At 44.1% G+C, this 213-nt stretch carries 1 pseudogene; it reads right to left on the reverse strand.

From position 1 onward, the window contains the following. Positions 1–213, reverse strand: a pseudogene (locus BHE89_RS04075) (RNA-guided endonuclease TnpB family protein); the annotation flags it as partial.

Raw genomic sequence — 213 nt, forward strand, 5'->3', positions numbered from 1 at the left:
CGCCATCAATGACTTTGATCCCGACACAATGATAGCTAGATTGTCTGCCATGCTTACTTTTAAACGTGGGAAACGGGCTTTTAGTTTCGGATTAAAAAAGTTGGAGAAAGCCACGTCAAGGTTAATCACCGCCTGCTGCAATGCAATTGAATCATATTCTTTAAGCCACCCATATCTGCGGGATTTTTTCGCCACGGCAAGCAGCGGTTTAAG

The organism is Shigella sp. FC1967, assembly GCF_001743005.1.
Classification (GTDB): Bacteria; Pseudomonadota; Gammaproteobacteria; order Enterobacterales; family Enterobacteriaceae; genus Proteus.